General features: G+C 52.4%; 12 protein-coding genes. 6 read left to right on the forward strand and 6 right to left on the reverse strand.

Features of this window, described 5'->3' with window-relative positions:
* Positions 1-66 precede the first annotated feature (66 nt).
* The 4 genes from JKK62_RS11055 to htpG all read left to right on the forward strand — a co-directional run bounded on the left by JKK62_RS11055 (position 67) and on the right by htpG (position 6342).
* Positions 67-1227 carry a hypothetical protein gene (locus JKK62_RS11055; protein ID WP_201427953.1) on the forward strand — a complete coding sequence of 387 codons (1161 nt, stop codon included), beginning with the start codon at positions 67-69 and terminating at the stop codon, positions 1225-1227.
* 478 nt (positions 1228-1705) lie between these two features.
* On the forward strand, positions 1706-2791 hold the full coding sequence (gene serC, locus JKK62_RS11060) for a 3-phosphoserine/phosphohydroxythreonine transaminase (RefSeq protein WP_201427954.1): 1086 nt from the start codon (positions 1706-1708) through the stop codon (positions 2789-2791).
* Between the two features lie 118 nt (positions 2792-2909).
* Positions 2910-4055, forward strand: a complete 1146-nt coding sequence (locus tag JKK62_RS11065; protein WP_201427955.1) for a 3-phosphoglycerate dehydrogenase family protein — start codon at positions 2910-2912, stop codon at positions 4053-4055.
* 397 nt (positions 4056-4452) lie between these two features.
* Positions 4453-6342: a molecular chaperone HtpG gene (gene htpG / locus JKK62_RS11070; RefSeq protein ID WP_201427996.1), complete on the forward strand. Its 1890-nt coding sequence runs from the start codon at positions 4453-4455 to the stop codon at positions 6340-6342.
* Between the two features lie 200 nt (positions 6343-6542).
* Here the strand turns inward: htpG and JKK62_RS11075 are convergent, their stop codons facing one another.
* The 5 genes from JKK62_RS11075 to JKK62_RS11095 all read right to left on the reverse strand — a co-directional run bounded on the left by JKK62_RS11075 (position 6543) and on the right by JKK62_RS11095 (position 12326).
* The gene (locus tag JKK62_RS11075; RefSeq protein ID WP_201427956.1) at positions 6543-6968 is read right to left on the reverse strand and encodes a hypothetical protein; all 426 of its coding nucleotides are present in this window, start codon (positions 6966-6968) and stop codon (positions 6543-6545) included.
* 59 nt (positions 6969-7027) lie between these two features.
* Positions 7028-8956 carry a class B sortase gene (gene srtB, locus JKK62_RS11080; RefSeq protein ID WP_201427957.1) on the reverse strand — a complete coding sequence of 643 codons (1929 nt, stop codon included), beginning with the start codon at positions 8954-8956 and terminating at the stop codon, positions 7028-7030.
* A gap of 41 nt (positions 8957-8997) precedes the next feature.
* On the reverse strand, positions 8998-9741 hold the full coding sequence (locus JKK62_RS11085) for a cache domain-containing protein (RefSeq protein WP_201427958.1): 744 nt from the start codon (positions 9739-9741) through the stop codon (positions 8998-9000).
* Positions 9742-9845: 104 nt separating this feature from the next.
* The gene (gene thiI, locus JKK62_RS11090) at positions 9846-11018 is read right to left on the reverse strand and encodes a tRNA uracil 4-sulfurtransferase ThiI (protein WP_201427959.1); all 1173 of its coding nucleotides are present in this window, start codon (positions 11016-11018) and stop codon (positions 9846-9848) included.
* A 177-nt stretch (positions 11019-11195) separates the two neighbouring features.
* The gene (locus tag JKK62_RS11095; protein ID WP_201427960.1) at positions 11196-12326 is read right to left on the reverse strand and encodes a cysteine desulfurase family protein; all 1131 of its coding nucleotides are present in this window, start codon (positions 12324-12326) and stop codon (positions 11196-11198) included.
* Positions 12327-12703: 377 nt separating this feature from the next.
* Here JKK62_RS11095 and spoVAC point away from each other — a divergent pair, with 377 nt between their 5' ends.
* Together spoVAC and JKK62_RS11105 are read left to right on the forward strand one after the other, a co-directional pair.
* Positions 12704-13138: a stage V sporulation protein AC gene (spoVAC, locus tag JKK62_RS11100; RefSeq protein ID WP_201427961.1), complete on the forward strand. Its 435-nt coding sequence runs from the start codon at positions 12704-12706 to the stop codon at positions 13136-13138.
* 168 nt (positions 13139-13306) lie between these two features.
* On the forward strand, positions 13307-15346 hold the full coding sequence (locus JKK62_RS11105; RefSeq protein WP_201427962.1) for a protein kinase domain-containing protein: 2040 nt from the start codon (positions 13307-13309) through the stop codon (positions 15344-15346).
* Positions 15347-15428: 82 nt separating this feature from the next.
* Here JKK62_RS11105 and JKK62_RS11110 read toward each other — a convergent pair whose 3' ends face one another.
* A complete protein-coding gene (locus tag JKK62_RS11110; RefSeq protein ID WP_201427963.1) occupies positions 15429-16172 on the reverse strand; it encodes a biotin--[acetyl-CoA-carboxylase] ligase in 744 nt (247 codons plus the stop codon).
* Positions 16173-16558 lie beyond the last annotated feature (386 nt).

Here is a 16558-nt window from a genome sequence, read left to right on the forward strand (position 1 = left end):
TTGTTTTTTTTATAAGAGTGTGATAGAATGTATACGGAATGCTTTTTCTGTTCGGGAGGAGATTATATGAAGCGCAGATTATCCGTTTTGTTTCTTGTGATAATGCTTTTTGCGGGCGTTTTGTGCGGCTGTGCGCAGCGCGGACGTTCCTATGAACTGCCTGAAACGGAATTTGAGGGAACAGACTATTATCAAAACAACAGTATGGTGAACAGCTCCGATTTCCTTATGAAGATCGGCGATAAGCTCTATACGATCGCTTCCGGATATGAGGTCAACAATCTTTGCGAGATATCGTCCGACGGCGTTCGCATAGTCTATACGGAGCCGATGAATATAGGAGAATCCGAAATATGGTACGGGAATACGCTGTATGTGCTCGATGATATGCTATGCGTTCCTCAGATCGGCTATCAGGATTCGAACTCCCGATATTCCGATCGTCATGTTGATTTAGAAACAGGTACGATAAAAGAACCGACAAAGATCGTGTTAGAACGATCCGGTTTTTGGTATCCGTGTGTTTGCAACGGCAGACTCTATATCCATAACGAAAAAGATGTTTTTCGCTGTGACGGTGATAACAAGACGACGCCGATCATCAGCAAGAGTGATCTGCCTGTTGGAAACATCAATGATGTTTTGTTTGATCCGTTTGAAAACGGTTATTTCGGTATGTATATCAGCGAGCCGTATGTGTACTATGGTACGACGGTGGGAAAAACCGTTTATTTATGCCGATATGATTGTACAAAGGGTAAGACCGTCGATAAAGTCAAGGTAGCGGACTCCGTAACGTCTAACCCCGGTTTGAACAATATCATTGCAGACGGAAGCGATGTTTACTGTAGCGAAAACGCTACGATCTACCATATAGATTTGGAAAATGATACCTGTGAAGCGCTCTATACGGGAGAAGATGGTCTCAGGCTGATGTTCAACTGCGGCGGCGGAAAACTCTATCTTGCGGAAAACTTCGATCAAAAGGGTGTTCTGTATGAGCTCGACACCCAACATCCCACATCTCTCCGCACCCTCGTGGAGGATTCAGATCTGGAATTTCGCAGCCTGTATCTTTTTGATGATACATATGTGTACTACAACAATAACTTGGAAAGTGTACTGTGCCGTGTACGCATAAGTGACGGTAAGACAGAGAAGGTGCTGGATTATCGGAAATATGAAGATGTACAGAAAGCTGAAACAACCGATACAAACCCGATGTAATGGAAAAACAGTAATCAGAGTTGTCGTGGGATAATCACGGCGGCTCTTTTTTAGTTAGGAGTGAGGAGTTAGGAGTGAGGAGTTGCGGGAAATGCTTCGCATTTTGATTCAAATGTTTTAATACGGTTGTGTTTGATTGAAACAATAGCAAACGGGTGCGGGCAACGCCCACCCATAACTCCTAACTCCTCACCCTTATCTCCTTGCTCCCTAAAAAGATGTTATACTTCATTACAATTTGTTAGATTTTGGCGGATTTTTTGCAAAATGTATAAAAATGGCGGGGATTTTTTGCGAAATTACTATGCCGTAATTCTCGATTGTTATTGAATTAACAGGGGAATTGTCATATAATTGTAACAGATATGGGGAGAAATCGAAGCTCCGTTCGGAGTGATCCCGTATCATGTCAATGTTTTGTCTTGAATACGCGCGGTGTGAGAGCACCTGCGCCTGACAAATTTAGGAGGTATATATTATGGCAAGAGTTTACAATTTTTCGGCAGGTCCTTCGATGCTGCCCGAAAGCGTACTGAAGACCGCGGCTGCTGAGATGCTCGACTACAAGGGCACCGGCGAGTCCGTCATGGAGATGTCCCACCGCTCCAAGGAGTACGGCGAGATCATCACCGCGGCTGAGTCTCTCCTGCGTGAGATCATGAACATCCCCGACAACTACAAGGTCCTGTTCCTGCAGGGCGGCGCTTCCACCCAGTTTGCCGCTATCCCGCTCAACTTCATGAACGGCACCGGTAAGGCTGACTATGTTGTGACCGGTCAGTGGGCGAAGAAGGCTGCTGCCGAAGCAGGCCGCTACGGCGACGTCAACATCGTTGCTTCCTCCGCGGATAAGACCTTCTCTTATATCCCGAAGCTCGACAAGAGCACCTTTACTAAGGATGCCGACTACTTCTACATCTGCATGAACAACACCATCTACGGTACTGTTTACCATGAGCTGCCCGATACCGGCGACGTTCCGCTGATCGCTGATATCTCTTCCTGCTTCCTCTCTGAGCCGCTCGACGTTACCAAGTTCGGTATGCTCTACGGCGGCGCTCAGAAGAACGTAGCTCCCGCAGGTGTGACCATCTGCATCATCCGTGAGGATCTGCTCGGCAAGGCGAGAGATATCACTCCCACCATGCTCAACTACCAGATCCATGCGGATAACGGTTCTATGTACAACACACCTCCCTGCTACACCATCTACATCATGAAGCTCGTCCTCGAGTGGATCAAGAACGAGGTCGGCGGTCTGGAGAAGATGAAGGAGCTCAACGAGAAGAAGGCGAAGATCCTGTATGACTTCCTCGATTCTTCCGAGATGTTCAAGGGCACCGTCGTTCCCGAGGATCGTTCTCTGATGAACGTTCCGTTCGTTACCGGCGACACCGATCTGGACGCGAAGTTTGTCGCTGCCGCTAAGGAAGCCGGCTTCATCAACATCAAGGGTCACCGCACCGTCGGCGGTATGCGCGCTTCTATCTACAACGCAATGCCGATCGAGGGCGTTGAGAAGCTCGTTGCCTTCATGAAGAAGTTTGAAGAGGAAAACAAATAAGAATCAAAATCAGCCTCCCTTTCCTAAGGGAGGTGCCCGATAGGGCGGAGGGTTGCAACCCCCAGTCGCTTTGCGACAGCCCCCTTAGGAAAGGGGACCTTGAAAAAGGAGAATTGATATGTATAACATTTTAAAGCTGAATAAGATCGCTCCTGTTGCGATCGAGCGCTTCGGCGCTGATTATAACTGTGTTGACGAGTGCGACGCGCCCGAGGGTATCCTCGTCCGCTCCGCTTCTATGCACGACATGGAGCTGCCCGAGAGCCTTCTCGCGATCGCTCGTGCCGGTGCAGGCGTCAACAATATCCCGCTCGACAAGTGTGCCGAGAAGGGTATCTGTGTATTCAACACTCCCGGCGCTAACGCTAACGCCGTTATGGAGCTGGTGATCGCGGGCATGCTGCTCGGCTCCCGTAAGATCAGCGAGGGTATCGCGTGGTGCAAGACCCTCAAGGACGATCCCAATAACCTCAAGGCTGTTGAAAAGGGCAAAAGCCAATTCGTCGGTCCCGAGATCAAGGGCAAGACCCTCGGCGTAGTCGGACTCGGCGCGATCGGCGTACTGGTCGCGAACGCGGCGCGTGCGCTCCATATGCATGTCATCGGTTACGATCCCTATCTGAGCGTCAACGCGGCACTGCATCTGTCCCGTCACGTTGTGACTGTCAACAACATCGACGAGCTGTACGCGCAGGCTGATTATGTGACCCTGCATCTGCCGGTCAACGACGGCACCCGCGGCATGATCGACGCCGATACCATCGCAAAGATGAAGGACGGCGTTCGCCTGCTGAACTTCTCTCGTGACGGTCTGGTCGTCTCTTCTGACATCAAGGCTGCTCTGGAGAGCGGTAAGATGGCGTCTTATGTGACTGACTTCGCTACCAACGATCTGCTCGACGTAGACGGCGTTGTCGCGATTCCGCACCTCGGCGCTTCCACTCCCGAGAGTGAGGATAACTGCGCGATCATGGCTGCCGACGAGATGAAGGATTATCTGGAGAACGGCAACATCAAGAACTCCGTCAACTTCCCGAATGTTTCCATGCCCAGAACCGGCGATACCCGTTTCTGTGTGTTCCATCACAACGCACCCAAGATGATCTCCAATCTGCTGGAGAAGATCGGCGGTAACGTTGAGAACATGGAGAACAAGAGCCGCGGCGATTACGCTTACACCATCATCGACGTGACAGGCGCGAATCCCGACGCCCTCGAGGCCGCTGAGGCGGTAGACGGCATCATCCGTATCAGAAAGCTGTAATTTTCCGAAAAAGAATAATAACATAATAATAGCGCCCGTGGTTTCATCGCCGCGGGCGTTTTTTAATGAGGAGTTAGGAGTTAGGAGTTAGGAGTTAGGAGTGAGGAGTTAGGAGTGAAGAGTTACGTTTCAGCGGATTTGTAGGGGAGCACCCCGCCCTACAGAAATCGATTTGCTTTGCGTTTGGGTGACATATAACGAAAAGACAGCTGTATCGCGGATGTTCACATAAAGTTTAAAAAAGAATTAGCACTCTCGACTTGACAGTGCTAAAATATGGAGTATAATAGATATTGTAATAAAAAATGTCATTTTATACGGAGGAACAATTCTTCGGCGAAAAGCTGCCTCCATGATAAAGAGCTATGAAATGACAAATGAAAAAGAAGGTATGAACATGGCGAAAAAGCAATTCAAAACAGAATCCAAAAAACTGCTGGATATGATGGTTAACTCCATCTATACCCATAAGGAGATTTTCCTGCGCGAGCTGATTTCTAACGCGTCCGACGCGATCGATAAGCTCTATTTCCGATCCTTGACCGACGACAGCGTGGGTATGGATCACGATGATTTTGAGATCCGTCTCACCGCGGACAAGGACAGCCGTATCCTGACCGTCACCGATAACGGTATCGGCATGACCAAGGAAGAGCTCGAGAACAACCTCGGTACCATCGCGAAGTCCGGCTCACTCGACTTCAAGACCGATGAAGAGAATCAAAGCGAGAACATCGATATCATCGGTCAGTTCGGCGTAGGCTTCTACTCCGCGTTCATGGTCGCCGATAATATCAAGGTGGAAAGCAAGGCGTTCGGCAGTGACGAAGCCTTTGTATGGGAATCCTCGGGCGCGGACGGCTACACCATCAAGAAGTGTGAGAAGGACAAAGCCGGCACGGTCATCACCCTGCACATCAAGGAGGATACCGAGGAAGAAAAGTACGGTGAGTTCCTCGAAGTCTATCGCATCCGCGAGCTGATCAAGAAATACAGCGACTACATCCGTTACCCGATCCGCATGGAGACCTCGCATAAACAGCTCAAAGAGGGCACCGAGAACGAGTATGAGGACATTTATGAGGATGAGACCCTCAACAGCATGACCCCCATCTGGAAGAAGCCGCAGAGCAAGGTCACCGATGAGGAATATGCCGAGTATTACAAGGGCAAGTTCAACGATTATGAAGCGCCCCTCAAGGTGATCCGCCAGTCCACCGAGGGTAACGCGACCTATACCGCGCTGCTGTTCATCCCGTCTCACGCGCCGTATGATTATTACAGCCGCGATTATGAGAAGGGCTTGCAGCTCTATTCCAGCTCCGTGATGATCATGGAGAAGTGCAAGGATCTTTTGCCCGATCATTTCAGCTTTGTCAAGGGTCTGGTGGACAGCGCCGACCTGAGCCTGAACATATCGCGTGAGATGCTGCAGCATGACCGTCAGCTTAAGATCATCGCTAAGGCGCTTGAGAAAAAGATCGCCTCAGAGCTCGGCAAAATGCTGAAAACCGACCGCGAAAAGTACGAGCAGTTCTTCCGTGAGTTCGGCGCGCAGCTCAAGTGGGGCATCTATTCCTCCTTCGGCGTGAACCGTGAGGAATTGCAGGATCTCCTGCTCTTTAAGACGTCCGACGAAGGCAGGTATACTTCTTTAAAAGAATATATCGACCGTGCAAGAGAGAATCAGGACAAGATCTACTATGCGGTCGGCGAGACCGTCGAGAAGATCGCCATGCTCCCGCAGGTGGAGAGCGTGCTTGCCAAGGGCTATGAGGTGCTCTACCTGACCGAGGACATCGACGAATTCTGCGTCCAGATCCTGCGCAATTATGATAACAAGGATTTCCTGAATGTCTGTACCGATAACCTCGACCTCGGCGATGAGGAAGAGAAGGCACAGCTCAAGGAAGAGAATGACAAGTCCGAGGAGCTCTTTAAATTCATGAAGGAGAGTATCGGCGACAAGGTGGCGAAGGTGCGCTACACCAACACCTTGAAGAACCACGCCGTCTGCCTTTCCAGCGAGGGCAATGTGTCCGTCGGCATGGAGCAGATCCTCAACAAGATGCCCGGCACCGAGGGTCAAAATATCAAGGCGGAGACCGTGCTTGAGATCAACAAGGATCATCCGATCAAGGATAAGCTGCTGTATCTGTTCGGTAACGATAAAGAGAAGCTCGCCGATTACAGCAAGATCCTGTACGCCCAGGCAAGACTGATCAACGGTCTGAACCTCGACAACCCCGCCGAGATCAGCGATCTGGTATGTGATCTGATGGTATGAGGATCGGTTAACGGTTAACGGTTAACGGTTAACGGTGAAGGGCGGGACACCCGCACCCGATTTGTAGTATTTTTTATTCAAATATGCTTATATAAAAACGTCCGCAACTCATCATAGAGTCGCGGACGTTATATTTTTACATCTATGAAATATCAATCCAAAACGCGTCAGCGTTTCCCAACACCGTTCACCGTTCTCCGTTATCCGTTAACCGACGATAGTTTACTCCCGATATACTCCAACAGTTCCTCACCGCACATTTCCGTGATGTCCTCGGGGGAGTCGGGGAAGGAAAGCAGGATCTGATTTTTATCCCTGACGATATAGCCCTCGCTGCCGCTCACTGCGCTTAACTTGCGCATATTATCGAGCGTGAGCGCGGAGTTGGAGAATACGCGCGACAGCACGACGCGCAGGTTGTCGTCCTCAAAGGAGTCGAAGCCGCCGATGATGACGGTCAGCGGACAGAGTTTCAAGCTGCGGCTGACCTGCGCCCCCAGCTCGACCGGCGTGGTCGCCGAGGTGATCAGATGCGCTTCGCCGCCGATGGGGGCGAGCGCTTTTCTCAGCGCTTTTTCACAGTATGAGGTTTTTCTTGACAGATAAAAAATCAGATTGTACTTCATAGCGATCCTTTGCTGTGTTGACGGGGGATAGGGATGAACCCCTTCCCCCGATACGTTTATTACTTGGGAACGGCGGTGAACTTGGGATAAATATCGATACCGACGTTCAGATGGTCGAAGTCGACGCCGGAAACATCCTTGTCCCAGCCCTCGAATACATAGGTGTAGTAGTCATCCTCCGGCATGACCGGGTCACCGCCCGGCGTGGGTACCGGATCACCCTCCTTGACGTTGTAGGCGGCATACTGACTGCCGTCAAAGTTGCGGTAGGTGACGGGGTAGTAGGTGATGACCGGCGGTTCTGTCGGCTTGGGAGCGCCTTTCTTTTCCGTGGGTGGCGGCTCGGTAGGAGGCTCCGTCGGGTTGGAGGCGAGGGTCGCGGTCAGATCCTCCGAGCCCTCCAGATTACCCTTGCCGTCGTACCAGTCAACCTGACCCTTGGCATTTGCCGACTTGAAGGTCTCGGTCTCGGGACGGGTACCGCCGTAGCGGCTGTAGTAAACATCCGGGAACAACGGATCGGAGCTGCGCGACGCCAAGCTGACGTCGACGTTAGGATCCTCTCCGGGGCGTACCTTACGCGCGACGACCACCAGTCGCCACTGGTAGAATTCATAACAGCAGGTAGACAGGGTGATGATCTGGTCGCCCTCGTTACAGGTGACAGGAATGTCGAAGAACGAGCGCACGCGCATATTGTAGACGAAGTTCATGAACTCCGCGTCGGAGTTAAAATCGCCCTGCATGTAGTTGAAGAACTCGCCGTGCTCGTAGCGGGTCGAGGTCTTGAACACCGAGATGATCTTATATTTGGCGTCGCCGTCGGGGGTGTTGAACTTGACGATGGGATGATCCTGATAGAATTCGAGATCGCCCTTCAGATCGCCCTTCGGCGAGTATCCCAGAAGTCCGGCGAACATACTGCCGTCGAGCATATCGTGACCGTGCATGATGACGTTGCGCGATTTTTCGCCCTCGGTAGAGCGGTAGTCAATGAAGATGCTGCCGTATTCGGAGCTTTCCTTTTTGTAGGTGCGCTTGAGGTAATATTGATTATAGCGGTCGTCGCCCTCGTGATACAGGACTGGGTAATCGATCTTGGTGTCGGGGATGGTGATCCAGCCGACGATCTCGTCGTTGATCTCCTTGAGCGCGTCCCAATCCTGTTCGGGGCCTTCACCTTCGCCATCTTCGTTGTTTTTGTTATGGGCGATGGTCTGGATCTCGCTGGTGACGGCATTGTTGCGCATCGGGCCGAAGATGTAGAACTCCAGCACGTAGATCAGCGCGGCGATGAACGCGGCGATCGCTATCAGTACGACGATCTTGCGGATCTTCTGCTTTTTGGTATCCCCTTTCTGAGGAATAAAGGATTGGATAAAGCCTTGCTTTTTCTTCGGTACCGCGGCATCATTGGACAGATCGATCTGATTGAGCTCGGCGTCGACCTCGTTGCCGCTCGCGTCAAAGAACGCGATACCAACAGGGTAGAGCGCCGCGTTCTTCGTGAACACATCGTTGGCGCCCGCGATACCGCCGCGGATCACATCTTTGAGCGAGGCGCCTGTCAGTGAAGCGCAGGGCAGCGCGATAAAGCGCTTTCCCGAATAGGAGAAGCAGTAGCCCTTATAGCCGTTGCCCAGATCGCCGATAGAGGAGACCTTGAGCTTCGGCGTCAGATCCTTGTGCGCTTCATCACGCGGGATACCGGCTTCGAGATTCTCGATCGTTTTGTAAAACAGCTTGCGGAATGAGCTGTTGTCGGTCGAATCGAGCGCATTGACGAACAAAAACAGATCACTTTCGCTTGCGTTCAGCTTTTCCGTGATCGCCTTTGACAGCTTTTTGGCGTCTGCGGCACATTCGGTGGTGTACTGCAGCTCGACGCCGTCCACTTCGAGAGCAGAGCTGATCTCGGCAGCTGTGTCCGTATATGCCTTTGCGTCGGCTTTATTCTTTTGGATAGAGAACAATTCACATTTGAACATAGAAGATCCTTCTTGTCTGGTAGGATAGGGGAGCGCCTTGATTACTTGGGCTCGGCGCAGATAACGGTATAACCGCTCTCGTTCGCGACTTTCGCACTGTAGCTCGTGCCGTCGGAGGTGAAGCTGACAGCGTCCTTTTTGAGATCGTCCTGCGTGAGCTTGACGATATCGATCGTATCGGATTTGAGAACGCCGTCGACGGTGGAGCTGATGACGGTATCGCCTTTGACGACGATCATATTGTTGCCGCATTTCTCAGCGAGATTGTCGCCGACGACATCGCCGTAAGCGTCGGTGGTCAAGGTAATGATGACAACACCGGTGCCGTCGGTGCGCTTGACGCCTGCCATCAGGCTGTAGGTGCCGTCCTCCGCGTGATAGACCGGATCGGTCATCTGCTTGTCTGCGGTATTTCTGACGATGCCGGCAAATTCTTTCTTGTCGGCGAGATCCTTCAGGTTCTTGTCCTTGTCGCCTGCCGGATAGGAGCCGACGACGGTACGGGTCTCATCCGCTACCGTCAATCCGTCGAGAGAAAGCGTCTTGGCGACTTTCTCAAAATCCTCCTCGGTGCTGTCCTTGGTGATCAGCATCGCGGCGATATTGGCAGTTTTGAAGACGTCGCCGGCAAAAACGGATTCATTGCGTTTTTGATCGTGAGCAAAATCCGCGATCTTGCCCTTGGCGTAATCCAGGTTGGCGGATAATCCCTTGCTTGCGCTGCATCCCGCGAGAAGCGCGCAGATCAGGACGACGGATACTGCGATTGTGAATATTTTTTTCATGACAAATCCTTTCCGAAAGGTGACCCTTTCAAACATTTTATTGACAGAAAAGCGCCTTTTCTGTTAGTTCCTGATGAAAAATTGATTCTATAAAAGAAATATAATCAGAAGTCGATTGTCTTGACCGTGGTGTTTCGGATCGCTTCCTCGATCAGTTCATCCAGTTCCGCCTCACGCTCCGCCTGCTCGACAAAATGCAGGATGGGCTTGGTGCGCGGGTGCTTGGGTGTGAAGATGGTACAGCAATCCTCGTACGGCTCGATGGAGGTCTCAAAGGTGCCGATGCGGCGGGAGATGTTGATGATCTCCTGCTTATCCATGCCAATCAGCGGACGGAACACGATCTTGCCCGCGGCGACGTTGGTGCAGTTCAGCGCGTACATCGTCTGTGACGCGACCTGTCCGAGGCTCTCGCCGGTGATCAGCGCGCCGGACTTGGTCTGTTCGGCGACGCGGGTGGCGATCTTCATCATCACGCGTCTCAGCAGGATGGTGAACAGCTCTTCGGGACAGCGATCGCGCATGGTCTCCTGCACCTTGGTCAGCGGAACGGTGTGCATTTCGATGGAGCCCGCGAAGCGGCTGACTTCCTTGAGCAGCTTTTCGACCTTTAATCGCGCGCGCTCGGAGGTATAGGGCGGAGATTCAAAGTGGACGGCGTTGAGCTTTAGGCCGCGTTTCGCCATCATATAGGCGGCGACGGGGGAGTCGATACCGCCGCTGATGAGCACGGTAGCCAGCCCCGATGTGCCGACGGGCATACCGCCCTGACCGCGGATGGTCGCGCATCGGATATAGGCGCCGAAGTCGCGCACCTCGACGGTGACGGTGACCTCGGGATTCTTGACGTCGACCTTGAGATGGGGACAGGTGGAGAGCAGCTTGCCGCCGACCTGTGCCGAGATCTCGGGAGATTTATAGGGGAAGCGCTTGTCGGAGCGCTTGGATTCTACCTTGAATGTTTCGGCGTCCTCTAAGTATTCCTTGCAGTAGAGGGGCGCTTTTGCGAGGATATCATCGAGCGTCTTGTCGCATACGCAGGCGCGTGAGAAGGTGACGATGCCGAACACCTCCGAGATACGCTCGCATACGTCGTCGAGGTCTGTGTCCTCGGACTGCGGGATGACATAGATGGTGGACTGGGCAATCTTGATGGTGAACTTGCCGAGCCCGCGCAGACGGTATTTGATGTTTTTGATAAGTACGTCTTCAAACGCGCGGCGGTTGAGCCCCTTGAGGACCATTTCGCCGAGCTTGATCAATATGATTTCTTGCATAATCTTCTTCCTAATCTGTATTTGCCTTCCCCTTGAGGGGAAGGTGGGCAATTCGCTTGCGAATTGGTCGGATGAGGTGTAACCCTGACCGGATCAACATTTTATGGGATAAGGCATTAACGTTTCCACCTCATCCGTCACCCTTCGGGCGACACCTTCCCCTCAAGGGGAAGGCTTTTATTTTCGTTGCAGGGTGGCGATACCGCTCTGTAAGCCCTCGATCAACGCGTCGATATCTTCGGTGGTGTTGTATCGTGAAAAGCTGATACGAAGGGAGCTGTCGATGCGGTCATCACTAAGCCCCATCGCCTCGAGCACATAACTGCGCTTGCCCTTGGCGCAGGCGCTGGACGAGCTGACATATACTCCATTTTCCTCCAGATGGTGGAGCATGGTTTCCGACCGGATGCCGTTGACCGAGATATTGATGATGTACGGCAGGGCGTCGGTGGGGGAGTTAATTGTGACGCCTTCAAGCGCTTGCAGTTTTTCCAGCGCGCAGCGGTTCAGTTCCCTGATATGATCCGCATTTTGGGATAAATTCAGAAAACCGACCGCGGTCGCGAAGGCGGCGATCAGCGGGGCACTTTCGGTGCCCGGACGGAGCTTCTTTTGTTGCTCGCCGCCGTAAAGGAGCGGCAGGATGCGTGCTCCGTCGCGGATGTACAGTGCGCCGCAGCCCTTTGCGCCGTGGATCTTGTGCGCGCTGACGCTCATCAGGTCAACGCCCCATTTCTTCGGCTTGACGGGTAGTTTGCCGAACGCCTGTACCGCGTCGGAGTGGAACAGTGCTTCGGGACAGTTCTTGTGCACCAGCTTCGCGATCTGCTCGATCGGCTGAACGGCGCCTGTTTCATTGTTGACCGTCATGATGCTGACGAGGATGGTTTTGTCGGTGAGCAGTGCTTTGAGCGCGTCGATATCGACAACGCCCCGATCGGTGACAGGAGCGAATTGAACGTCAAAGCCCAGTTCGCCGAGCCGCTTGGCGCTCTCATAGACGGAGCTGTGCTCGACCGCGGATACGATCACGCGATCGCCGCGCCGCCTGAGCGCCTGTGCCGCGCCGAACAGCGCGGTGTTGTTCGCTTCGGTGCCGCCCGAGGTGAAGTAGATGGTCTTTGGTTGTACATTCAGCGCGTCGGCAATGATCCCGCGCGCCTCTTCCACAGCGGTCTCCGCCTGTATCCCGACCTTGTGCAGGGAGGACGGATTGCCGTAGTTTTCGCGCATCATGCGGTACGCCGCGTCTGCCGCTTCCTGACACACCTGTGTGGTGGCGCTGTTATCTAAATAATGGATGTTCATATCGTGATTCTTTCATAGGAATAATTGGTTGAGATTCCCACAGTCGCGCGACACGTTGTCGGCGCTCCCTCGGAATGACAAATTATCGGTTGAGATTCCCACAGTCGCGTGACACGTGTGCCGACGCTCCCTCGGAATGACAAATAAATCGGTTGAGATTCCCACAGTCGCGTGACACGTGTGCCGACGCTCCCTCGGAATGACAAATAAATCGGTTGAGATTCCCACAGTCGCGCGACACGTTGTCGGCGCTCTCTCGGAATGACCGTATTAAATCAGTATAATTATATATCTATATGGGGATAAAAACAAGAAGTAGAATGAAATTTTTGTTGAATAATTTGTAAACGCGCGCGGATACTATCTTCGGTGATGATATGACAAAGGAAAACTATTCCAGGCTGGTCGAGCTGCGCTCACGCAACAGCCGCATGGGGATCGATTGTCTGAAGGCATTTTTGATCGGCGGCGCGATCTGTACGATAGGGCAGGGGATACTGGAGCTGTTCCTCATGACGGAGCTTTCGGAGAACGACGCAAAGACCCTCACCTCGGTGACGCTGATCTTCATCGGCGTGCTGCTGACGGCGCTGCATCTGTATGAGCGGATCGCCAAGCACGGCGGTGCGGGTACGCTGGTGCCGATCACGGGTTTCGCGAACGCGATGAGCTCGCCCGCGATCGAGTTCAAGGCGGAAGGGTTGATCACCGGGCTGGCGGCAAAGATGTTCGTTATTGCCGGACCCGTGCTGGTATACGGTACAACCGCCGCTGTGATCTATGGGTTTATCTACTGGCTGACGACTGTCTGACTGTTCAAAGCAGGCGAACTAAACCGTTCAAATGATGAGAAGCTCCGTCAATTATGAATGAATCGTTAAAAAATATAGAACAGTTTGTGAGAATTATCTTAAATTATTGACAACAGTGTCAAAAGTTTTATAATGAAAAATGTAAATTAATGGATTTGGAGGGGGACTATGCTCTGTTATCATTGTATGCGTGAAAAAGGTGACGCTGAGATCTGTCCTCACTGTCACGCACAGGGCAGTGTGGAGCTGCAGCCGCATCAGATCGCGCCCGGTACCGTGATCGGCAATCGCTATACGCTCGGTAACGTTATCGGCGAGGGCGGCTTCGGCATCACTTACATCGCGTTGGAAAACACCTTGGGGATCACCGTGGCGATCAAGGAGTACTATCCGTTCGGGTACTGCAACCGCAATACGACGGTGAGCAATACCGTAGCGGTGACCTCCGATGACAAACAGGAGTATTTTGAAAAAGGTCGTTCCCGCTTTTTGCAAGAAGCAAAAACACTGGCGAGGTTTCAGGAAGCCCCCGGCGTCGTCAATGTCATTGATTTTCTCGAGGAGAATAATACTGCCTATATCGTCATGGAATATCTTGACGGCATCACCCTGCGCGACTACCTCAAGCAGTACGGTACCCTTGCGCCGGAACAGGCTGTCGGGATGCTCCTTCCGGCGATGCGCGCGTTGGTCAAGATACATAGCGCGGGCGTGATCCATCGTGATATCAGCCCCGACAATATCATGGTACTGCGTGACGGTACCTTGAAGCTCATGGATTTCGGCGCGGCGCGTGTTTATGACAATGCGGATAACCGTTCAATGTCGATCATGCTCAAGCAGGGATATGCTCCCGCCGAGCAGTATCGCCGCAATGGAGAACAGGGCCCGTGGACGGATGTTTACGGTATGTGCGCGACCATCTACCGCGCGATCACCGGCATCACGCCGGTCGATTCGATCGACCGCGTCTATCAGGACATCCTGCAGCCGCCTTCACAGTGCGGTGTGAACATCTCTCCCGCCATGGAGAACACCCTCATGTACGGTATGGCGGTCCACAAGGAGAACCGCTGTCCGGATATGCCGACGCTGATCGGGATGTTTGAACAGGCGCTCAGAGGTGAGTTGGTACCGGTCGTAGGCGCTGTTTTCATGCGTGATGACCGAACGATGGATCCGAATCAGACGGTCGCGGCAGACGCTTATCATACGCGTTATCAACAGAATGATCCGCGTGTCAGTCAGGGCTATCAACGCCCGCCGGAACAGAATTATCGTCCGCCCATGCAGCAGTATCCGCCTCAGCAGTATCCGGCTCAACAGCCTCAGCCTGTACCGAAAAAGCGCTCCTATGCGCCGATCATCGCGGGACTGCTGGTCTTTATCGCGGTGCTTTCGGTCGTGATCACGTTAGTAGCGATCATCACCCGGAACAACAACAACGATTCATCCTCTGTCATTGCGGAAGAAACCGTACAGCTGCTGAAAATGCCCGATCTGACCGGTATGACCGAGGAAGAAGCGAAAAATACGCTGAAAAACATAAACCCGGCTGTCGATACCATCTGTATCGAAAAAGAAACGGAAATACAATCCGCAGGCAAGGTCTTTAATCAGGTTCCGGGTAAAAACGCCGAGATCTCTTCGGATACCAAGATCACGCTGTATGTTGCAAAGGCTCCCGAGACTGAAAAGCCCGAGCCGAAGACCGAAGCGAAAAAGGAGGATCCGTCGCCTGCTCCGGCGCCTTCCTCTACGACCTATTACAGCACTGCCAGAAACTATGTGGAAATGCACGCGAGCCCGAGTGGCGGAAGCGAGCAGCTGGGTAAGCTCTGGAGAGGCGACGATGTAAAGCTGATCGAACGCACTTCATCGAAGTGGTACCGCGTTTCCGATGGAAAAGTCACGGGATACGTCAGTACGTCTTATCTCTCCGCCGACCCCTCCGACATTCCGCCTACTACCGATCCCATCTGTGTGAACGAGGGGATCGACGACGGCTTTTTGGCGCTGAGATCCTCCGCATCCGAGAATAGCTCCAAGCTTGCTGAGATACCCTGCGGCGCGTCAATGACCTTCCTCGGCACTTACGAGGATCATGGCTATGTCAACGACGGCTATCATGTCAGATGGGCAAAGGTGCGCTATAACGGCAAGGAAGGCTATGTATACGATTATTATGTCCACGACCCATATGACTGATCGAATGATTCGTGATAGCGAAAACTGAATAAAAGCTCGCCCTGTATGCTGTGCTTGGCATACAGGGCGTTTTTGTGCTTTATTACAGTGGAATGACGCTGATCTCGCCGGAGTTGAGGGTGGTGCGCACGCCGTTTTCTTCGACGATCAGTCCGCCGCCGTCATCGATATCGACGGCTTTGGCGGTATGGGTGACGTTGTCTTTGCTGTAGCGGACAGTTTTTCCGATACAGAAGCTCCGCTCTTTGTATTTTTCTATAATAGAATTATCATCAAGGTGCGCGTAACAGTCGATCAGCTTTGCCGTGACGGTACCGCACAGGGCGTTGACCTCGATATCGCCGAGGTTGCCGGCGTTGTCGGCGAATTCCTCGGGAAATCGCTCGGTACACAGGTTCATCCCGATCCCGATGATCACGGCGCGGGGGCGGTTGTCGCTGTCGCTGACAAGCTCGGTCAGGATGCCCGCCGCTTTTTTGCCGTTCACATAGATATCGTTGACCCACTTGATTTGCGGATCGATGTCGCTCAGCGAGCTGACAGCTTCGCAAACCGCCACGGCGGCGGCGCAGGTGATCTTCTGCACGTTTGCCGCGGATGCGGACAGGGGAAGGGAGAGGGTCATGTACAGCCCGGTGTCCCTGGGGGAGTAAAAGCTGTGGCCGCGTCTGCCGCGTCCGGCGGTCTGGTGGGTCGTTGCGTATAGGCAGATGCCGTGATCGGCTCTGCGCTTCGCCTCATTATTGGTAGAGTCGATGCTGTCGTACAGACAGACGGCGACCGGCTCGGGACAATATGCTTGGATTTTTTCGGAATTCAGTTTCATTTGTAACATTCCTTACAGGGAGAGGGTAGCTTTTCCCGCTTTGTTAGTACATTTTTTCATAATAATCGCCGGGAGTACGGCGGAATTGTATAGTTTTCATAAACATCTGTTGATATGCACAGCATAAAACATTAAACGTAGTCGGGTGTTTCTTACGCTTTCGAGAACAAAAGGATTTTATTTATAATTGCAAATAGGAATTAAAAACAAACTTTTTTAAAAAATCTATTGACATTCTTGACGAAATCATATAAACTACTAGAATGTATCATTATGGGAACATTTACGCCTTGCGTGTCAAACGGAATTTTCGACAAAGTATAATAGCAAAGTCGAACGCGTTTGTCAAGAGGTGATTTGGATACAATCTTGTCATCAAGGCTCCC

It is taken from the genome of Ruminococcus difficilis, assembly GCF_016680995.1.

What these genes read in the sequence shown, in the direction of transcription:
- JKK62_RS11055 (WP_201427953.1), top strand. Translation starts at nt 67, where the DNA reads ATGAAGCGCAGATTATCCGTTTTGTTTCTTGTGATAATGCTTTTTGCG.
- serC (WP_201427954.1), top strand. Translation starts at nt 1,706, where the DNA reads ATGGCAAGAGTTTACAATTTTTCGGCAGGTCCTTCGATGCTGCCCGAA.
- JKK62_RS11065 (WP_201427955.1), top strand. Translation starts at nt 2,910, where the DNA reads ATGTATAACATTTTAAAGCTGAATAAGATCGCTCCTGTTGCGATCGAG.
- htpG (WP_201427996.1), top strand. Translation starts at nt 4,453, where the DNA reads ATGGCGAAAAAGCAATTCAAAACAGAATCCAAAAAACTGCTGGATATG.
- JKK62_RS11075 (WP_201427956.1), bottom strand. Translation starts at nt 6,968, where the DNA reads ATGAAGTACAATCTGATTTTTTATCTGTCAAGAAAAACCTCATACTGT.
- srtB (WP_201427957.1), bottom strand. Translation starts at nt 8,956, where the DNA reads ATGTTCAAATGTGAATTGTTCTCTATCCAAAAGAATAAAGCCGACGCA.
- JKK62_RS11085 (WP_201427958.1), bottom strand. Translation starts at nt 9,741, where the DNA reads ATGAAAAAAATATTCACAATCGCAGTATCCGTCGTCCTGATCTGCGCG.
- thiI (WP_201427959.1), bottom strand. Translation starts at nt 11,018, where the DNA reads ATGCAAGAAATCATATTGATCAAGCTCGGCGAAATGGTCCTCAAGGGG.
- JKK62_RS11095 (WP_201427960.1), bottom strand. Translation starts at nt 12,326, where the DNA reads ATGAACATCCATTATTTAGATAACAGCGCCACCACACAGGTGTGTCAG.
- spoVAC (WP_201427961.1), top strand. Translation starts at nt 12,704, where the DNA reads ATGACAAAGGAAAACTATTCCAGGCTGGTCGAGCTGCGCTCACGCAAC.
- JKK62_RS11105 (WP_201427962.1), top strand. Translation starts at nt 13,307, where the DNA reads ATGCTCTGTTATCATTGTATGCGTGAAAAAGGTGACGCTGAGATCTGT.
- JKK62_RS11110 (WP_201427963.1), bottom strand. Translation starts at nt 16,172, where the DNA reads ATGAAACTGAATTCCGAAAAAATCCAAGCATATTGTCCCGAGCCGGTC.